Below are 14,004 nucleotides of genomic sequence, written 5' to 3' on the forward strand. Positions count from 1 at the left end.
CTGAATCATTGTGGGACGACACCGTCATGGGCGCCGAACGTACTAAAATCGAGGCTTTGGGCGTTGCTTTGTCAACATTCCGCGAAGCCTGTCAAGAGTTTACAAACAACCATGAACGTAAGTATATTGCGTAGCAAGCTACTTATCTACTCACAGCTTGTTTTTTACCCTTCCACACTTCTTGTGCGCACCCTGCGCGCCTGACCCGAGGATCTTCATGCAACTTAAGCCAGCTGTTACCGCTCTGGTCACTGCCGTCGCCCTGGCATCGCTGCTCAGCGGATGTAAAAAGGAAGAAGCGGCTCCGCCCGCCCAAACCCCTCAGGTCGGCGTGGTCACCATTCAACCGCAAGCCTATACCCTGACGACCGAGCTGCCAGGCCGCACCACCGCCTACCGCATTGCGGAAGTTCGCCCACAGGTCAACGGCATCATTCTCAAGCGCCTGTTCAAGGAAGGTGGCGACGTGAAGGAAGGGCAACAGCTCTACCAGATCGACCCGTCGGTGTATGACGCCACCCTGAAAAGCGCACAGGCCAGCCTGACCCAGACCAAGTCCATCTCCGACCGCTACAAGCAGTTGGTCGATGAGCAGGCCGTCAGCCGTCAGGAATACGACACCGCCGTCGCCAACCGCATGACCGCGGAAGCCAACGTTCAAACCGCCCAGATCAACGTGCGCTACACCAAAGTGTTCGCGCCGATCTCCGGGCGTATCGGCCGTTCTTCGGTAACCGAAGGCGCGCTGGTCAGCAACGGCCAGGCCGATGCCATGGCCGTCATCCAGCAACTGGACCCGATCTACGTCGACGTCACGCAGTCTTCGGCCGAAATGCTGAAACTGCGCCGCGACCTGGAAAGCGGCCAGCTGGAAAAAGCCGGCGCCAACGCGGCCAAGGTCAAGCTGACCCTGGAAGACGGCACTGCCTATGGCCAGGACGGCAAGCTGGAGTTCTCCGAAGTATCGGTCGACCAGACCACCGGCTCCGTGACCCTGCGCGCCGTGTTCCCCAACCCTGACCACACCCTGCTGCCGGGCATGTTCGTGCACGCCCAGTTGCAAGCCGGCGTGAACAGCAAGGCCATCCTGGCACCGCAACAAGGCGTGACCCGTGATATCAAAGGTATCCCGACCGCCATGGTGGTGAACAAGGACAACAAGGTCGAGCAGCGTCAACTGGTGGCCAACCGCACTGCCGGCGCCTACTGGCTGGTGGAAAAAGGCCTGGACGCCGGTGACCGCGTGATCACCGAAGGCCTGCAATTCATCAAGCCGGGCATCGAAGTCAAGGTCAAGGACGCCGACAACGCCAAGCCTGCCGGTTCTGCTCCCGCTCCTGCCGCCGCTGCTGGCCAGGGGGAGTAACCCATGTCGAAATTTTTTATCGACCGTCCCATTTTCGCCTGGGTAATTGCCCTGGTGATCATGCTGGTCGGGGCATTGTCGATCCTGAAGTTGCCCATCAACCAATACCCGGCCATCGCGCCAACCGCCATCGACATCCAAGTGACCTACCCAGGCGCGTCCGCACAAACCGTGCAGGACACCGTGGTGCAGGTGATCGAGCAACAGCTCAACGGTATCGACAACCTGCGTTATGTCGCCTCGGACAGTAACTCCGACGGCAGCATGACCATCACCGCGACGTTCAACCAGGGTACCAACCCGGACATCGCCCAGGTCCAGGTGCAAAACAAGCTGAACCTGGCGACCCCGCTGCTGCCGCAAGAAGTGCAGCAGCAGGGTATCCGCGTGACCAAGTCGGTGAAGAACTTCCTGATGGTGATCGGTCTGGTGTCGGAAGACGGCAGCATGACCAAGGACGACCTGTCCAACTACATCGTGTCCAACATCCAGGACCCGATCTCGCGGACGGCAGGTGTAGGTGACTTCCAGGTGTTCGGTTCGCAGTACGCCATGCGTATCTGGCTCGACCCAGCCAAGTTGAACAACTACCAGTTGACCCCGGTCGACGTCAGCACCGCCATCGCGGCGCAGAACGTCCAGGTGGCCACCGGCCAATTGGGCGGCCTGCCTGCCCTGCCCGGTACCCAGCTGAACGCAACCATCATCGGCAAGACCCGCCTGCAGACCGCTGAAGAGTTCGGCAAGATCCTGATGAAGGTCAATACCGACGGTTCCCAGGTTCGCCTGCGTGACATCGCACGGATCGAACTGGGTGGCCAGAACTACAGCATCAGCGCACAGTTCAACGGCAAGCCGGCGTCGGGTATGGCGATCAAGCTCGCCTCGGGCGCCAACGCCCTGGACACCGCCAAGGCCATCCGTGCCACCGTGGCGTCCCTGGAACCGTTCTTCCCGCCAGGCATGAAGGCAGTGGTGCCGTATGACACCACGCCGGTGGTGACCGAATCGATCTCTGGTGTAGTCCACACCCTGGTCGAAGCGATCGTGCTGGTGTTCCTGGTGATGTTCCTGTTCCTGCAGAACTTCCGCGCCACCATCATCACCACCATGACCGTACCGGTGGTATTGCTGGGTACCTTCGGGATCCTGGCCGCGTTCGGTTTCACCATCAACACCCTGACCATGTTCGGCATGATCCTGGCCATCGGCCTGCTGGTGGACGATGCCATCGTCGTGGTGGAAAACGTCGAGCGGGTAATGGCCGAGGAACACCTGTCGCCCAAGGAGGCGACGGTCAAGTCCATGGGCCAGATCCAGGGTGCCCTGGTCGGTATTGCCCTGGTGCTGTCGGCGGTACTGTTGCCGATGGCATTCTTCGGTGGCTCCACCGGTGTGATCTACAAACAGTTCTCCATCACCATCGTTTCGGCCATGGCGTTGTCGGTACTGGTTGCCCTGATCTTCACCCCGGCCTTGTGCGCCACCATGCTCAAGCCGATCGACCCTGAGAAGCACGGCCAACCCAAGCGGGGTTTCTTCGGCTGGTTCAACCGCACCTTCGACCGTGGCGTACTGAGCTACGAGCGCGGCGTGGGCAACATGATCAAGCACAAGTTTCCAGCATTCTTCGTGTACCTGATCATCTTCGCCGGCATGATCTGGCTGTTCACCCGCATCCCGAGCGCGTTCCTGCCGGAAGAAGACCAGGGCGTGATCTTCGCCCAGGTGCAGACCCCGGTCGGTTCTTCGGCCGAACGTACGCAGAAAGTCATCGACGACATGCGTGCCTTCCTGCTCAACGACAAGGAAGGCGAGCCGGGCGAAGGCAAGGCGGTGAAGTCGGTATTCACCGTAAACGGCTTCAACTTCGCCGGTCGTGGCCAGAGTTCGGGCCTGGCGTTCGTGATGCTCAAGCCGTGGGATGAACGGGATGCGTCCACCTCGGTATTCGAAGTGGCCAAGCGTGCCCAGGGTTACTTCTTCGGAGCGTTCAAGGACGCCATGGTGTTCGCCATCGTGCCGCCTTCGGTACTGGAATTGGGTAACGCCACCGGTTTCGATGTGTTCCTGCAAGACCAGGGCGGCGTTGGCCACCAGAAGCTGATGGATGCACGCAACCAGTTCCTCGGGGCCGCCGCGCAAAGCAAGATCCTGGCGGGTGTGCGCCCCAACGGCGTGAACGATGAGCCGCAGTACGAGCTCACCGTCGACGACGAGAAGGCCAGTGCCCAGGGTATTTCGCTGTCGAGCATCAACCAGACCCTGGCGATCGCCCTGGGTGGCAGCTACGTCAACGACTTCATCGACCGTGGTCGGGTGAAGAAGGTGTACGTGCAGGGTGAAGCCGCTGGTCGCATGTCCCCAGAAGACCTGGACAAATGGTACGTGCGCAGCGACTCCGGGAAGATGGTGCCGATGTCGGCGATTTCCTCGGGCAAATGGATCTACGGTTCGCCCAAGCTCTCGCGCTACAACGGTGTAGCGGCAATGGAAATCCTCGGTACCCCGGCCCCGGGCTACAGTACCGGTGACGCCATGGCCGAAGTCGAACGTATCGCCAAGGAACTGCCGGCCGGTATCGGCTACGCGTGGACCGGGCTGTCGTACGAAGAACGTCTGTCCGGCTCCCAGGCGCCTGCGCTGTACGCGTTGTCGCTGCTGGTGGTATTCCTGTGCCTCGCGGCCCTGTACGAAAGCTGGTCTATCCCGATTGCCGTGGTGCTGGTCGTGCCGCTGGGTGTGGTAGGTGCGTTGATCGCCACCAGCATGCGCGGGTTGTCCAACGACGTGTTCTTCCAGGTGGGCCTGTTGGTGACGGTGGGCCTGGCGGCGAAAAACGCCATCCTGATCGTGGAGTTCGCCAAAGAACTTCACGAACAAGGCAAGGGCATCGTCGAGTCGGCCATCGAAGCCTCGCGGATGCGTCTGCGCCCGATCATCATGACCTCCATGGCGTTCATCCTCGGCGTATTGCCGCTGGCGATCTCCTCGGGCGCAGGTTCGGGCAGCCAGCATGCCATCGGTACCGGTGTAATCGGCGGTATGATCACGGCCACCGTGCTGGCGATCTTCTGGGTGCCGCTGTTCTTCGCAACCGTATCCGCCGCTGGCGAACGTAAAAAGACTGACACAACTGAAACCCCTAAAGAGGCTGGCCAATGAGCAAGTCGCTACTTTCCCTAGCCGTCACCGCATTCGTGCTCAGTGGCTGCTCGCTGATACCTGACTATCAGCGCCCCGAAGCGCCGGTGGCCGCACAGTTCCCGCAGGGGCCGGCGTATTCGTCGGCCCAGGCGCCGAGCCAGGCCGCTGTCGAGCAGGGCTGGAAGCAGTTTTTCCATGATCCTGCCCTGCAACAGCTGATCCAGACCGCGCTGGTGAACAACCGTGACCTGCGTGTCGCGGCCCTGAACATCGACGCCTATGCCGCGCAGTACCAGATCCAGCGCGCCGACCTGTTCCCAGCCGTGTCGGCCACGGGCAGCGGCAGCCGTTCGCGTACCCCGGCCCGCTTGTCGCAGACCGGCGAATCGACCATCAGCAGCCAATACTCGGCCGGTCTCGGGATCAGCTCGTATGAGCTGGACCTGTTCGGTCGCGTACGCAGCCTGAGTGAAGAAGCCCTGCAGAAGTACTTCGCCACCGAAGAAGCACGGCGCAGTACCCAGATCAGCCTGGTGGCCAGCGTGGCCAACGCCTACCTGACCTGGCAGGCCGACAAGGAACTGCTCAAGCTGACCCAGGACACCCTGGACGCGTACGAGCAAAGCTTCAAGCTCACCTCGCGCAGCAACGAAGTCGGCGTGGCCTCGGCCCTCGACCTGAGCCAATCGCGTACCTCGGTGGAAAACGCCCGGGTTGCCCTGGCGCGTTATACCCGCCAGGTGGCCCAGGACGAAAACAGCCTGACCCTGCTGCTGGGCACCGGCCTGCCGGCGAATATCGTCAGCAAGCCGCTGTCGGATAACCTGCTCAGCGAAGTGCCGGCCGGCTTGCCATCGGACCTGCTGCAACGTCGTCCCGACATCATGCAAGCCGAGTACAACCTCAAGGCCGCCAACGCCAACATCGGTGCGGCCCGTGCCGCGTTCTTCCCGAGCATCAGCCTGACCGCCAGCGCCGGTACCGCGAGCCCTAACCTGGGCGGCCTGTTCAAAGGCGGTTCGGGCACCTGGTCGTTCGCCCCGCAGATCAACATCCCGATCTTCAACGCCGGTAGCCTGCGCGCCAGCCTGGACTACTCGAAGATCCAGAAAGAGATCAACGTGGCCAACTACGAGAAGGCGATCCAGACCGGCTTCCAGGAAGTCTCCGACGGCCTTGCCGCACGTGAGACCTACAAGCAGCAACTGGACGCCCAGCGCGGCTTCGTCGCGGCCAACCAGGATTACTACCGCCTGGCCGAGCGTCGCTACCGCATTGGTGTCGACAGCAACCTGACGTTCCTCGATGCCCAGCGCCAACTGTTCAGTGCCCAGCAATCGCTGATCACCGACCGCCTGGCGCAACTCACCAGCGAGGTCAACCTGTACAAGGCCCTCGGCGGTGGCTGGAACGAGCAGACCGCGAAGAACGAACCGTTGAAAGAAGAAGCACCGCCACTGAAGTTGTTCTGATAACACCCGCGTCAACGAAGCCCACCTTTTGGTGGGCTTTTTGCTTTTCTGCACCGGACAACTTGCGTTCGATCATCGCCCACAACCCGCTCTCCCCCACTTTCATCGCCCCCGCGCCGCCGCGCACCATGGCCGCCACCTGCATAAACCCAATAACAACAGGTCCTTACGCCATGAGCACTTTCCACCCGCGCCAGCTTTTGCTGGCAACCGCTGTCGCCAGTCTTTCCCTGCCCGCCCTCGCCGAGGAACACGGCTTTCTCGAAGACGCCAGCGCCAACCTCAACCTGCGCAATTTCTTCTTCAACCGCAATTTCACCAACCCCACCAAGACCCAGGGCGGCGCGCAGGAGTGGACGCAGAGTTTCATCCTCGACGCCAAGTCCGGCTTTACCCAGGGCACGGTGGGTTTCGGCGTGGATGTGTTGGGGCTGTACTCGTTGAAGCTCGATGGCGGGCGTGGCACCGGGGGGACCCAACTGCTGCCGCTGGACCACGACGGCCGTCCGGCGGATGAATTCGGGCGTCTGGGCGTGGCGTTCAAGGCACGTATTTCCAAGACGGAAGTGAAAGTTGGCGAATGGATGCCGGTGCTGCCGATCCTGCGCTCGGACGATGGCCGTTCCCTGCCGCAAACCCTGCGCGGTGGCCAGATCACCTCAAAGGAGATCGACGGCCTGACGCTCTACGGTGGCCAGTTCCGCGCCAACAGCCCGCGTGACGACAGCAGCATGAGCGACCTGTCGATGTTCGGTAAAACCGCATTCACATCGGACCGCTTCAACTTCCAGGGCGGCGAATACCTGTTCAACGACAAACGCACCCAGATCGGCCTGTGGAATGCCCAGCTCAAGGACATCTACAGCCAGCAGTTCGTCAACCTGACCCACAGCCAGCCGTTGGGCGACTGGACCCTGGGCGCCAACCTCGGCTTCTTCTATGGCAAGGACGATGGCAGCGCCCGCGCCGGCGAGCTGGACAACAAGACCTGGTCCGGCCTGTTCTCCGCCAGATACGGCGGCAACACCTTCTACGTCGGCCTGCAAAAGCTCACCGGCAACAGCGCCTGGATGCGGGTCAATGGCACCAGCGGCGGCACCCTGGCCAACGACAGTTACAACAGCAGCTACGACAATGCCCAGGAGAAATCCTGGCAGGTGCGCCACGACTATAACTTCGCCGCCCTCGGCGTGCCCGGCCTGACCCTGATGAACCGCTATCTCAGCGGCAGCAACGTGCACACCGGCACCATCACCGATGGCAAGGAATGGGGCCGCGAAAGCGAATTGGGCTACACCGTGCAGAGCGGCAGCCTGAAGAACCTGACCGTGCGCTGGCGCAATTCCAGCATGCGCCGCGACTACAGTAACAACGAGTTCGATGAGAACCGATTGATCGTCAGTTACCCGATCAGCCTGCTGTAAAGCCTCATAACATTTATCCTGGGAACGATCTGAAGCGTCCGGGCAACTTCATGAGACAGGGCCAGCGCTGGCTCTCTCATAGGGATTACACATGGACGCTTCAAATCGCATTGCATGCCCCCAGATCTTCAGCAACAGCCACTACACACCCGACCCACCGCCTCAACTGACGTTCACGTCCGACAGCCCGGCTCAAGCTCATCGGCATCCCTTTCTGGATGACGGCAATTTGAAGGCCTGCGGGCAATCAGTCTGGGAGCACGACCATGGCGAAAGCATCAGCAACAGCCTGATCCTTGAAACCGGTGACAACGCGGACCAAGTCCACATCAGCCAGACCCTGCCAGGCCAGTTGGACGTGAAGGTCAATGGCCGGCTGTATCGCTTTGACAGCCACGATAAAAACGGCGAGCCACTGACCTTTCACCTCAAGACCCACGGCGGTAACGACAACATCCGCATTGACGCCAACGTGACCCAACCCATCACGGTGGATGCCGGGGACGGCAATGATCGGGTGCGCGCCGGCAGTGGCTACACCCGCCTGTTCGGCGGTCCTGGCAACGACGTACTTCACCTCGGCAGCGGCCTTGGCTACGCCGAAGGCAACGACGGCGATGACATGATCTTTGGCGGCAGCGGCGACAACGTGATCTATGGCAACAACGGCAATGACCGCCTTTACGCTGGTACCGGGCCAAAAAGCAAAACCAGCTACCTGGACGGCGGCAATGGCAATGACCGCCTGTATGCCGGCAACGGCCATACGGTGCTGCATGGCGGCGCCGATAATGACCGCTTGATCGGCCACGACCGTAGTACGTTCTATACCGGCAGCGGTCGCGACGCAGTGGTTGCCAATCACCCCGGCGACCTGATCTACGCTCAATCCGGCGATACGATCCGGCACCTCAACGACTCGATATTAACCACCGTCACACCTGACCACGCGCCGCTTGAAGGGCTTGTCATAAAAGGCTCGGCCGACTTTATCCAACGGGTCGAAGACGATCTGGCCTTGCTGCGCTGCTCCCCCCAGGGCAAACAGATGCTTGCCGAAATGAACGCGATAGCCAGGCGCAACGGCGCACCGGTGACCGTGGTGGAGGACCAGTTCGACACGGGAAGCGGCTACACCTATGGCAGCCAGGAACTTAAAACCTTGTTGCAAAACGAACGCCCGCCGGTGGTCGGCGACGATCCCAAGTGGGGTTTCATGGTGGACGGCATACCGGGGTCGCGGGCGGACCGGGCTGAAATCGTCTATAACCGCTCAGCCTTGGAAGTACTGTCCCGCAGGACATACTCACCTATCACCGTTCTCTATCACGAAATGGTCCACGCCTATAACGCCGGAAACGGCACCGCGTTGACGGGCTCGACCGTAGAGGTGGTCAACGGGGAGTCAGTTGATGTCTCCAACAGCGAACGTCAAGCCGTGGGGCTGCCGACCACCCCAGAGTATCCCCCCAACCCCAAGCCCTTCACTGAAAATGCCTTGAACGAAGAAATGGGCAAGCCGCTGCGTACCCACTATTTCGACTGAGCCTGAACACCGCTCGTTGGTCAGACGGTAACTCAACACCCGCCATCTTGCTGTATCGTGCGCGCCTGCCGCTGCTGATCCACCCAGCAGTGGCCTCCTATTCGAGCCCGCGCCCATCATGAAACCCTTCGCCATCGCATCCGCCATGCTTGCCCTGGCCCTGAGCCTCAGCGGCTGTATTGGCGCACCTGTCGCCCTGACACCCCAGACCGAGCAACGCCTGCAAGGCCAGGCGCCGATCCGTTTTCTGCTGACCTTCGATGACGGCCCCAGCGCATCGGGCTACAACAACCCGAGCCGCTCAGTGGTGGCTGACCTGGCACAAAACCCGGTACTGCCGGGGATCAAGGCGGTGTTCTTCCTGCAAACCGAAGCCTCACGCTCCGGGGGCAGCTCACGAGGCCGCAAGACCATGCAGCGCGAGTATGCGGCGGGTCACATCCTCGCCTTCCACACCGCTACGGCGTTTCATACCAACCATCGCTGGCTGAACGACGCCGAACTGGAACGCACCCTTACCCAAGGTGCCGCTGACATTGCGTCGATCACCGGCAACCCGCCGGTGCTGGTCCGCCCGCCGTTCTGGAATTACGACCGCCGCACCTTCGCCGCCTACCAGCGTCACGGCATGCAGGTGCTGCTCACGGATTTGAGTGCCAATGACGGCAAGATCTGGGGCTTCAACGGCAGCCCACGGCGCCGGGCCAATTTGTATCGGCAACTGTCGGTGGTGCGCGAACACATTGCGTTGGGCGAGTTGCCGACGGTGGATGGCGTGATCCCTGTGGTAGTGACCTTCCACGACATCAACCGCTACACCGCGCGGCATATGCAGGAGTACTTGCAGATCCTGCTGGACAGTGCACGGATCACCGGTATGAAGACCGCCGCTGAACCGTTCTACACCGACACGGCCGCCCTGCAACGTGCGGCGCTGGCACGCACGGTGAAGGACGTGAATGAACCGGTGCGTCTGCCGGGCGTGTGGAATTGGGTGTGGGATGCCGATTCCCACTGACCCCTATTCCCGCGACTCAACCCCCAACTCATCCCACACCGACTCGGCCAGATGAAAAGTGGCGTTCGCCGCCGGAATCCCGCAGTAGATCGCGCTCTGCATCAGCACTTCCTTGATCTCGGCGCGGGTCACGCCATTGCTGGCGGCGGCACGCAGGTGCAGCTTGAGTTCTTCACTGCGGTTCATGCCGATCAGCATCGCGATGGTGATCAGGCTGCGGGTATGCCGTGGCAGGCCGGGGCGGGTCCAGATATCACCCCAGGCGTGGCGGGTGATCATTTCCTGGAACTCGCTGTTGAACTCGGTCAGGGCATTGAGGCTGCGGTCGACATGGGCATCGCCCAGCACTTCGCGGCGCACTTGCAGGCCTTCGGCGTAACGTTGTTTCTCGTCCACAAACAGCTCCTCAGCGGGCCAGCAGGAATTCGATTACGCAGTCGCTGAACGCAGCGCCCGCCTGCACATTGGACAGGTGCGCCGCATAGAACTCGGCGTACTCGGCGCCCCGCACATGGTTCTGGATAAAGTGACCGCCAGCCGGTGGGGTGACCGCATCGTCGGTGCCGGCAATCACTAACGTCGGCACCTTGATCAAGGCCAGTTGCTCACGAAAATCCGCATCGCGCACCGCCGCGCAATTGGCGGCGTAACCTTCAGGCGAGGTCGCCGCGAGCATGTCGGTAATCTGCTTGGCCTGGTGCGGGTTGGCGGCTGCGAAATCAGCCGTGAACCAGCGTGCGATGGACGCATCGCGCAGCGCCACCATCGCCGCTGCGCCGTCACGCAACACCATCTCGATGCGAGGGTTCCACACCTCGGGCGTGCCGATCCTGGCGGCGGTGTTGCACACCACCAGACGGTTCAGGCGCTTGCCCGCGTTGATCCCCAGCCATTGGCCGATCAGGCCGCCCATGGACAAACCGCAGAAATGCGCGCGTTGGATATCCAGCGCATCCAGCAGCGCGATCACGTCGCGGCCGAGCTGTTCGATGCTGTACGGCCCCGGGGTGACCAGGGATTTGCCATGGCCACGGGTGTCGAAACGCAGCACGCGAAAGTGCTGGGTGAATGCCGCGATCTGGATGTCCCACATATGCAGGTCGGTGCCCAGTGAGTTGGACAACACCAGCACAGGCGCATCCACAGGCCCGTCCAGTTGGTAATGCAGGTCGCCTTCGGCGAGTTGTACAAATGCCACGGTGGTCTCCTCAAGCAAAGTGTTCGGCTACGGCGCGGGCGACCCAGGTGCAGGCCTGGCCCAGGTAGTGGGCCGGGTCGAGCAGGCGGTCCAGTTCGGCCGCCGACAGCTCGGCGGTGACTTGCGGCTCATCCGCCAGTACCGCACGCAACTGCCGTTGCTCGGTAACGGCACGCTTGCAGCAGTGTTCCAGCAAGTGGTGCGCCGTTTCCCGGCCCAGGCGTTGGGCGAGCACGCTGCTGACGGCTTCGGCCAGCACCAGGCCTTGGGTCAGGTCGAGGTTTTTGCCCATGCGCTCGGGGTCGACTTCCAACCCTTCGCTCACCAGCAGCGCCTGTTGCAGCGCGCCGGAAACCAGGCGGCAAATCTCGGGCAGGGTTTCCCATTCGGCATGCCACAGGCCCAGGCTGCGTTCGTGCTCCTGGGGCATGGCGCTGAACATCGTCGATACCAGGCCCGGCACGCGGGTGGCGGCGCCGATCAGCACGGCCGCGCCCACCGGGTTGCGCTTGTGCGGCATGGTGGACGAGCCACCCTTGCCCGGTGCCGACGGCTCGAACACCTCCGCCGCTTCGGTCTGCATCAACAGGCTGATATCGCGGCCCAGTTTGCCCAGGCTGCCGGCGATCAGGCCAAGCACGGCGGCGAACTCTACCAGCCGATCCCGCTGAGTGTGCCAGGGTTGTTCGGGCAAGGTCAGTTGCAGCTCGTCTGCCAAAGCTTCAGCCACCGGCATGGCCTGTTCGCCCAGTGCGGCCAGGGTTCCGGAGGCACCGCCGAACTGAAGCACCAGCAAGCGCGGCTTCAACTGCGTCAACCGTTGCCGACTGCGCGTCACCGCCCCCAGCCAACCGGCGATCTTCATCCCCAGGGTGACCGGCGTCGCATGTTGCAACCAGGTGCGGCCGGCCAAGGGCACGGCTGCGTAACGCTGGGCCTGGGCGGCCAGGATGTCGCCCAGGCGCGCCAGGTCGCTTTCGATCAACGCCAGCGCCCGGCGCAGTTGCAACACCAGGCCAGTGTCCATCACGTCCTGGCTGGTCGCGCCCAAATGCACATAACGTTCGGCCCCGGCGTCTTCACTGGCAATCAGCTTGCCCAGCGCCTTCACCAACGGGATCGCCGAATTCCCCGCCGTGGCAATCGCCACGCCGAGGGCATCCACGTCGTACAGCGACGCCAGGCAGGCCTGGGCAATCGGTGCGACAGCGGCCTGGGGAATCAACCCGACCCGGGCCTGGGCCCGGGCCAATCCGGCTTCGAAATCCAGCATGCCCTGCAGGCGTCCGCTGTCGCAGAACACCTCGGCCATGCTGTCCGCCGTGAAGTAAGCGTCGAACAATTGATTGCTCGTGCGCAGTGTCATAACGCGTCCCTTATAGATCGTGGTGCAGGTACGCCGCCTGTTTCGGCAGACGCAGGCTGAACAGGAAAGCGATGGCCATCATCGCCGTCACATACCAATAGAAACTGTTCTCCATGCCGATGGATTTCAGACTCAGGGCGACGAATTCCGCCGAGCCGCCGAAAATCGCATTGGCCACCGCATAGGCCAGGCCCACGCCCAAGGCGCGCACCTGAGGCGGGAACATCTCCGCTTTGACCAGGCCACTGATGGAGGTGTAGAAGCTGACAATTGCCAAAGCCAGGGTAATCAGCACAAAGGCCAGGAAAGGGCTGCTGACGGTTTTCAGGGTGAGCAGGATGGGCACGGTGAACAGCGTGCCGAGGCCCGCAAACCACAACATCGAGTTACGCCGGCCGATCTTGTCCGCCAACATGCCGAACACCGGCTGCATGCACATGTAGAGGAACAACGCACCGGTCATGATGTAGCTGGACGTCTTGGCGTGCATGCCCACCGTGTTCACCAGGTACTTCTGCATGTAGGTGGTGAAGGTATAGAAAATCAGCGAGCCGCCGGCGGTGTAACCCAGCACCGTGATGAACGCGGCCTTGTGATCGCGAAACAGCGCGGCAATGCTGCCGGCGTCCTTGTCTTCGCGGGTTTCCTTGCTGGTGGTTTCTTTCAACGTGCGCCGCAGCAACAGGGAGATCACCGCCGCAATGGCGCCGATCACGAATGGAATCCGCCAGCCCCAGGCGCGCAGTTCTTCTTCGGTAAGAAACTGCTGCAGGATCACCACCACCAGCACCGCCAGCAACTGGCCGCCGATGAGGGTCACGTACTGGAAGGACGCAAAGAACCCGCGCTGGCCCTTGAGAGCCACCTCACTCATGTAAGTCGCGGTAGTGCCGTACTCGCCACCCACGGACAAGCCTTGGAACAGTCGCGCAATCAGCAGCAGGATCGGCGCCCAGACGCCGATGTCGTTGTAGGTCGGCAAAAAGGCGATGACCAGGGAGCCGGCGCACATCATCAGCACCGAAATCATCATTGAGTTCTTACGGCCATGCTTGTCAGCCACCCGGCCAAACAGCCAGCCGCCGATGGGGCGCATCAGGAAACCGGCGGCGAATACCCCCGCCGTATTGACCAACTGGACGGTAGGGTTGTCCGACGGGAAAAACGCCGGGGCAAAGTAAATGGCACAGAAGGCGTAGACGTAGAAGTCGAACCATTCGACGAGGTTGCCGGAGGATGCCCCGACAATCGCAAAAATCCGTTTGCTGCGTTCTTCTCCGGTGTAGTGACTCGTTGTTGTTGTCATGTGGTTTCACTCAGTGGGAACGGTTATAGCCTAGACATACTTTGCAACAACCATGTTCCGCAAGAAGACTTTTGGGTAGGTGGTGCCTGAACCGGCCCCATCGGGGGCAAGCCCCCTCCCACATTTGAAAGGCGGTGCGGTCAACAGGTGGGAGGGGCTTG

At 61.8% G+C, this 14,004-nt stretch carries 10 protein-coding genes; 6 read left to right on the forward strand and 4 right to left on the reverse strand.

All coding sequences use genetic code 11. From position 1 onward, the window contains the following. Nucleotides 1-217: 217 nt before the first annotated feature. From BMX59_RS00320 to BMX59_RS00345, 6 genes are all read left to right on the forward strand, one after another. The gene (locus BMX59_RS00320) at nt 218-1,366 is read left to right on the forward strand and encodes an efflux RND transporter periplasmic adaptor subunit (RefSeq protein ID WP_058425202.1); all 1,149 of its coding nucleotides are present in this window, start codon (nt 218-220) and stop codon (nt 1,364-1,366) included. A gap of 3 nt (nt 1,367-1,369) precedes the next feature. After that, nucleotides 1,370-4,531 carry an efflux RND transporter permease subunit gene (locus tag BMX59_RS00325; protein WP_071488877.1) on the forward strand — a complete coding sequence of 1,054 codons (3,162 nt, stop codon included), beginning with the start codon at nt 1,370-1,372 and terminating at the stop codon, nt 4,529-4,531. Then, on the forward strand, nt 4,528-5,985 hold the full coding sequence (gene adeC, locus BMX59_RS00330; RefSeq protein ID WP_092241293.1) for an AdeC/AdeK/OprM family multidrug efflux complex outer membrane factor: 1,458 nt from the start codon (nt 4,528-4,530) through the stop codon (nt 5,983-5,985). Before BMX59_RS00325 ends, adeC begins: the two co-directional genes overlap by 4 nt. A 173-nt stretch (nt 5,986-6,158) precedes the next feature. Next, nucleotides 6,159-7,409 carry an OprD family porin gene (locus tag BMX59_RS00335; RefSeq protein WP_092241291.1) on the forward strand — a complete coding sequence of 417 codons (1,251 nt, stop codon included), beginning with the start codon at nt 6,159-6,161 and terminating at the stop codon, nt 7,407-7,409. 91 nt (nt 7,410-7,500) lie between these two features. Then, a complete protein-coding gene (locus BMX59_RS00340) occupies nt 7,501-8,955 on the forward strand; it encodes a M91 family zinc metallopeptidase (protein ID WP_093119248.1) in 1,455 nt (484 codons plus the stop codon). 118 nt (nt 8,956-9,073) lie between these two features. After that, nucleotides 9,074-9,973 (forward strand): polysaccharide deacetylase family protein, encoded by a 900-nt coding sequence (locus BMX59_RS00345; RefSeq protein ID WP_093119249.1) that lies wholly within the window; start codon nt 9,074-9,076, stop codon nt 9,971-9,973. A 3-nt stretch (nt 9,974-9,976) separates the two neighbouring features. Here BMX59_RS00345 and pcaC read toward each other — a convergent pair whose 3' ends face one another. From pcaC to BMX59_RS00365, 4 genes are read right to left on the reverse strand one after another with little or no spacing between them, the layout of a single operon-like run. Continuing rightward, nucleotides 9,977-10,369: a 4-carboxymuconolactone decarboxylase gene (gene pcaC, locus BMX59_RS00350; RefSeq protein WP_028619276.1), complete on the reverse strand. Its 393-nt coding sequence runs from the start codon at nt 10,367-10,369 to the stop codon at nt 9,977-9,979. A gap of 10 nt (nt 10,370-10,379) precedes the next feature. Further along, nucleotides 10,380-11,171, reverse strand: coding sequence for a 3-oxoadipate enol-lactonase (gene pcaD / locus BMX59_RS00355; RefSeq protein ID WP_093119251.1), 792 nt, complete (start codon nt 11,169-11,171; stop codon nt 10,380-10,382). Between the two features lie 10 nt (nt 11,172-11,181). Continuing rightward, nucleotides 11,182-12,537, reverse strand: a complete 1,356-nt coding sequence (locus tag BMX59_RS00360; RefSeq protein WP_093119253.1) for a 3-carboxy-cis,cis-muconate cycloisomerase — start codon at nt 12,535-12,537, stop codon at nt 11,182-11,184. 10 nt (nt 12,538-12,547) lie between these two features. Next, nucleotides 12,548-13,843 carry an MFS family transporter gene (locus BMX59_RS00365; RefSeq protein WP_092241281.1) on the reverse strand — a complete coding sequence of 432 codons (1,296 nt, stop codon included), beginning with the start codon at nt 13,841-13,843 and terminating at the stop codon, nt 12,548-12,550. Between the last annotated feature and the right edge of the window lie 161 nt (nt 13,844-14,004).

Source organism: Pseudomonas sp. NFR09, from assembly GCF_900111535.1.
GTDB lineage: Bacteria > Pseudomonadota > Gammaproteobacteria > Pseudomonadales > Pseudomonadaceae > Aquipseudomonas > Aquipseudomonas extremorientalis.